A 5,664-nucleotide genomic window follows, 5' to 3' on the forward strand; every position below is an offset into this window, starting at 1 on the left:
CCGCGTCCCGCACGGCGAAGGGATGCATCATCCCGCCGGCCTTCAGCTTCAGCCGCCGCTCGATCTCGGCGGGGATCTCCTCGGGCGAGGGCACGCGCGTGTACCATAGCCGCCAGACCTCGCCGTCGGCGCTGGCGGCCGCAAGTCCCTGGGCGTGCTCGGGCCCCAGCGGCTCCAGGCTCGCGTGGGCGCCCCTCAGCGTGACATCATCGGGCCAGCTCATAGCGTGTCTCTCCCCCTCAATGGCGGACGGAGGGATGGCCGGCATATGGTCCGGCGGAAAGGTCCAGTTTTGGCGCAAAGTGCAGACCAGTTCCGGCGAATGGTCCTCCTGGCCGCGGGCCTGGGGGCGCTCGCCGGCCCGACGTCCGCGGCCGGCCTGACGGAGGCGAGTGTCCGCCGCTACCTCGTCGCGCAGGAGCGGGCGTGGAACGAGCGACGGCTGGACGCCTATTTCGCCGGCTTCGCCCCGGACGCGGTGTTCGTCGACCAGCACAAGACGCCCAAGGAGACCATCGTCTATGGACGCAGCGGCTTGGCCGAGGCCAAGGCGGCGGCGCGGCGGTTCCTGGCGACCTCCACGTCGGCCGAGCGGGGCACGGTCCGGAGCATCCGGATCGCGCCCAGCGGGCGGACCGCCCGGGTGCTCGGGTTCGAGGTGAGCACGGTCACGACGGGCGGGCTTGTCCGTCGGGTCTGCGCCGAGACCGACCAGACGCTGGTGCTGGCCGCCGGGCGGGTGCTCTCAAAGGGGCAGACGGACAGCATCGTGAAGTGCCCGCCGTCCGCCGCCTGAGGGCGATCAGGCGCCGTGGCCGGTCTTCAGCCACTGGGCGCAGTCACGGCCCAGCTTCTCTTCGGCCAGCGCCTCGTACCAGGCGCAGTCCTGCGCCGAAAGCACGTCGCGCCAACGGCCGTTGGTGCCCTTGTTGATGAAGGTCTCGGCGCCGCCTTCGAAGATGGCGCCTCCCAGCGGCGCGACGTTGACGGCGTGCTCCTTCATCCAGTCGAAGGTGCAGTGCTCGACGATGGTCGGCCACTTGCTCGCCGGCACGTCGATGCCGAGGAAGTCGGCGATCGCCTGCATCTCGCCCTCGAGATCCAGCTTCAGGTTGGCGAAGTGCACCAGCTTGACGTTCGGCAGATCCCGGGCCGCCCACCAGGTGGAGATGTTCTCCCAGAATGACCAGAACGGATGGCCGTCCTTCTCCATGAAGGTCTTGAAGTAGCGGCGGATGTCGGGGTCCGGCCGCTCGATGGGCGGGCCGACCCGGCCGGGCGTGTTGTTCAGCGCGTCGTACCAGAGCGAGTTGGCGTTGGCGTGGTGGTTGTACATGCTCCACACCACGTCGCGGCCGTCGCGGGCGATGTAGAGGTATTTCGCCTTCGGCGAGAACACCAGGGCGTCCAGCGGCAGGTGGGTCTTGATGATCCGCCGGTGGGTCTGCGCCTCCAGCTTGGCCTTGGTGTCCGGGGGCATGATCCGCAGGTCCAGCCACGGCGAGATCTCGTGGATGGACACATCGGGATCGCCCTGGAACACCAGCTGACCGACGATCTGCTGCGTCCAGGTGGTGCCGCTCTTGGCGTAGGTGCCGACGATCACGTCGTCGTCGCGGAATGCGAAGTCGTTCCAGACGGTGGAGTCCATGTGGTGGTTGAAGAGCTCGCGGGTCTTCTTCGGCCAGGCGGTCTGCGCCGGCCTGCTCAGGGTGTCGGTGGTCAAGGGATGCCTTCCGAGGCGTTGTTCAGATTGGCGGCGGAGATATAGCGCCGTTCGATCAGCCACAATCGGCGCTTCCGCCGAGCGGGTCTGCAGGAATGAAGAGCGGCCTGCGGCCGGTGCTATAGTGCCGCTCCACATCCGGAGACCTCATGTCGGACATCCCGCCAGGCGCCCTCTCCTCCGCCGCGACGGCGCGCAACCGCGACCCGATCCTGGCGGTGCTCCGCGCCCGGTTGCCCGAGCGAGCGCGGGTGCTGGAGGTGGCCAGTGGGGCGGGCGAGCATGCGGTGTGGATGGCCCGGGGCATGCCCGGCGTCGTCTGGCGGCCGACCGATCCGTCGCAGCAGGCGCTGGCCAGCATCGCCGTCTGGCGGGCGACGGCTGGGCTTCCCAACCTGCTGCCGCCCCTTCAGCTGGACGCGGCCGATCCCTCCACCTGGCCGGCGGAAGGGTTCGACGCCGTGGTGTGCATCAACATGATCCACATCAGCCCCTGGGCCGCCGCCGAGGGGCTGATGGCGCTAGCGGCGCAGGCGTTGCCGGGCGGCGGCCTGCTCTACCTCTACGGTCCCTACCTGGAGGCGCAGGTTCCCACCGCGCCCAGCAACCTGGCGTTCAACGAGGACCTGACGCGGCGCAATCCCGAGTGGGGCCTGCGCCGGCTGGAGGAGGTGGCGGCGCTGGCCGCGAAGTCCGGGCTGAAGCTCTCCGGCCGCATTGAGATGCCGGCCAACAACCTCAGCCTCTGGTTCGAAAAGGCCGGCTGAGGTTTCCCTCAGCCGGTCCATCAAGGATCAGAAGCGCTTCTGCACCCAGACGCCGAAGGTCTGGGGTTCGGTGTAGAAGACGTTCCGGAACAGGCCAGAGGAGTCGTCGGTCAGGTAGAAGTCGGTGATCGCCTCCTCGTCGGTCGCGTTCTTCACGAACGCCCCGAACTCCACGCCCATGTCGAGGTTGGCCACGGTGAGGGTGAGGTTGACGTTCTGCCAGCTGTCGATCCGGTCCGCCGGGCTGTTGTAGATCCGGGCGAACGTCTCGGTCTGCTTGTAGTAGTCGCCGCGCAGGGTCGCCGACCAGTCGCCGAAGTTCATCGTGTACTGGGCGCCCAGAGAGAGCGTCCACTCCGGCGCGTTCGGCAGCTCGTGTCCGCCGATGTCGACGGGAACGCCCTCGCTGACCAAGCCGCCGAAGGCGTTGGTCCCCGAAGCGATCGCGCCCGAACCCAAGATGTTGGTCCCGGCGCCCGCCGTGCTGGTGAGGGTGCAGAGGCCGAGCAGCGTGAACGGGTTGCCGCCCGCGTTGGACACCGCCAGCGCCGTCTGGGCGGTCGCCAGCGGGACCACGCAGTTCGACGCGGCGCTGGACTTCACCACCACCAGGTTCGGATTGCCCTGGGTGCGGTTGAAGGTGTCGATGGACGAGGTGTCGCCGATCTCGGTGTTCAGATAGCCGATGGCGGCGTTCAGGCGCAGGCCTTCGAGCGGCTGCCACACGCCTTCGAACTCCAGGCCCTTCACCTTGGCGTCGATGTTCTCGTTGGTCGACGCACGGTTGATGATCTTGGAGACCTGATAGCCCTCGTAGTCGTAGTGGAAGGCCGCCACGTTCACCTGAAGTGTCCCGTCGAGCAGGGTGTTCTTGGAGCCGACCTCGATCGAGTTGATGAACTCCGGCGCGAAGGTCGGCGGCACGGGCGCCACGCCGATGCCGGGGCTGGGCGGGGAGTTCAGGCCGCCGGCCTTATAGCCGCGGGCCAGGAAGGCGTAGACCAGGGTGTCGTTGGTGAAGCCGAGGTCCGGCTGCCAGTCGAAGCCGAAGCGCCCGGTGGTCTCCTTGAACTCCACGTGCAGGATGGCCGGGGTGCCCGGCAGCGGCGGGCCGAGGCCGAAGCCCGGGGTGCCCAGCGTCACCGAGTTGTTCTGCAGGTCCTTGGTGTCGATGGTGTGCCGCAGGCCGAGCGTCCATTTGAAGTTCTCGGCCATCTGCCAGTAGAGCTCGCCGAACACGGCGCGGGAGCTCAGCTCGTAGCGGCTGAAGGCGTCGTAGTAATTGTGGCCGGTGCGGTCCGGCTCGAAGTTCGGGTCGATGCTCACGCAGGGCGCCGGGCCCACGCAGTTGGCGTTGCCGGTCGCAAGGAAGTTGTTGATCTGGTACCAGCCGGTGCCGGTATTAAACATCACATAGTAGTCGCCGACCGACTTGTACTCGAGGAGGTTGCCGCCGAGGTTGAAGTTGAACGGACCCTCGAAGTTCGACTGCAGCCGGACTTCGTGGCTCCACTGCTCGGTGTCGCCCGCCGAGATGTCGCTTGTCGTGAAGCGGTTGAAGGCGCCGTTCTGCGGGTCGTTGATCACGCCCCCCGGCACCAGGGCCGGGTAGATGACCGTCGAATAGCCGGGCACCGCCGCCAGCGCGTTCACCGGGTTTGGCGTGGTGTTGAAGGTCGTAGAGGGCGTGTACCGGTTGTAGTCCTGGCGCGTGTAGATGCTGTAGTCGGTGAAGGCCGCCAGCCAGCTCAGCCGCAGCTCATCGGTGATGTCCCAGTCGACGATCAGCTCGTAGATGTCGGTCTCGGACCGATAGATCGGATCGAAGGTCGACTCGATGTCCCGGATGTTCGGGGTCTGCATCTTGCCGGCGTAGGCGTCGCCGGTCTGGAAGCCGCCGAGCGCGCCGAACAGGCCGCCGAGCGTCGCCTGCGAGTTGACCGTTCCGAGCGAGGCCGGATCGTAGAGGCTGCTGGGCAAGCAGCCCTGGCTGAAGAAACCGCGCTGGACCTGGGCGATCGGCGCCACGGCCGAATAGGCGGCGCCGCCGATGTTGGCCGGCCCGACGTCCTTGGCGCAGAACTGCTTGCCGATCCGCGAGCGGTTGTCGTCCTCCTCGAAGTGGTCCCACAGCAGCGTCGCCCGGAAGGTGTCGGTCGGCTCGAACGCCAAGGTGGCGCGCACGCCGTAGAGGTCGCGGTCGTCGGCGTCGTTGCCGGTGACTAGGTTGTCGCCGAAGCCGTCACGCTTGAGGTAGTTGCCGGCCACCCGCAGGGCCAGCATCTCGTTCAGCGGCAGGTTCACCATGCCGCGCAGCTTGATGGTGTTGTAGTTGCCGTACTCGCCGCGCAGCAGCGCCTCGAACTGGTCCGTGGGCTTGGCGGTGATGATGTTCACCACCCCGCCGGTGGCGTTGCGCCCGTAGAGCGTGCCCTGCGGCCCGCGCAGCACTTCGACCCGCTCGACGTCGTAGAACTCGGTCTCGAACAGGTTGTTGGAGATCAGCGGGGCGTTGTTCAGGTGGATGCCGGTGCCGGCGTCGCCCGAGGCGGCTACCAGCTTGGAGCCGATGCCGCGGATCTGGAAGTTGTAACCGGTGAAGTTCGACTTGGAGAAGTTGACGTTCGGAACGGCCGTCACGAGGTTCGGGCCGCCCTCGATCCGCGAGCGCTCCAGCGCGCCCTGGTCGAAGGCCGAAACGGCGATGGGCACGTCCTGCAGCGCCTCCTCCCGCCGCTGCGCCGTGACCACGAGTTCCTCGACCACCGTCCCCCGGGTCTCCTGGGCCAGCGCGTCGGACGCGATGAGGCTGAGCGCAAGGGCGCTCGATGCGAGCAGGTGCCGCTTCATGATGTTCCACTCCCCCCGGCCCGCGGCCGGTCATTGGCGTTTCCGCGTGCGCCGGTTCTTGAGCGGCCGGCGTCACTGTGGGGAGCATTGCTCAGCTCAGCAGGAATGTCACCGTTAGCTGAACACTGTTTATTGACAGTGTTGCAAAAAGAAGACGGCCGCGCCTTCAGAAGACGCGGCCGACGTTAGGTAAACTTGCAAAAGAAGCGCGTGCTCGCGCCTGGCCTAGAAGATTTCGAACAGCCCGGCCGCGCCCGCCGAAACCACGGAAGCGGTTCCGGCCATCCTGGGTGATGGGCGCCGCGGCCGGCCTCTTAGAAG

General features: G+C 67.4%; 5 protein-coding genes. 2 read left to right on the forward strand and 3 right to left on the reverse strand.

The window, feature by feature from the left end:
- A partial coding sequence (locus tag VHK87_RS11450) for a GNAT family N-acetyltransferase (protein WP_329635026.1) occupies positions 1 to 223 on the reverse strand: 223 nt, incomplete at its 3' end.
- A gap of 99 nt (positions 224 to 322) precedes the next feature.
- Between VHK87_RS11450 and VHK87_RS11455 the strand changes: the two genes are divergently transcribed.
- Positions 323 to 796 (forward strand): hypothetical protein, encoded by a 474-nt coding sequence (locus VHK87_RS11455; protein ID WP_329635027.1) that lies wholly within the window; start codon positions 323 to 325, stop codon positions 794 to 796.
- 6 nt (positions 797 to 802) lie between these two features.
- On the opposite strand, the gene VHK87_RS11460 is transcribed toward VHK87_RS11455, so the two are convergent.
- A complete protein-coding gene (locus tag VHK87_RS11460) occupies positions 803 to 1,726 on the reverse strand; it encodes a sulfotransferase domain-containing protein (protein WP_329635028.1) in 924 nt (307 codons plus the stop codon).
- Positions 1,727 to 1,875: 149 nt separating this feature from the next.
- Between VHK87_RS11460 and VHK87_RS11465 the strand changes: the two genes are divergently transcribed.
- Complete coding sequence (locus tag VHK87_RS11465; protein ID WP_329635029.1) at positions 1,876 to 2,493, forward strand: DUF938 domain-containing protein; 618 nt, start codon at positions 1,876 to 1,878, stop codon at positions 2,491 to 2,493.
- 27 nt (positions 2,494 to 2,520) lie between these two features.
- On the opposite strand, the gene VHK87_RS11470 is transcribed toward VHK87_RS11465, so the two are convergent.
- Positions 2,521 to 5,343, reverse strand: coding sequence for a TonB-dependent receptor (locus tag VHK87_RS11470; RefSeq protein WP_329635030.1), 2,823 nt, complete (start codon positions 5,341 to 5,343; stop codon positions 2,521 to 2,523).
- Positions 5,344 to 5,664: the final 321 nt, after the last annotated feature.

This window comes from Phenylobacterium sp. (assembly GCF_036263695.1).
Taxonomy (GTDB): Bacteria; Pseudomonadota; Alphaproteobacteria; order Caulobacterales; family Caulobacteraceae; genus Phenylobacterium.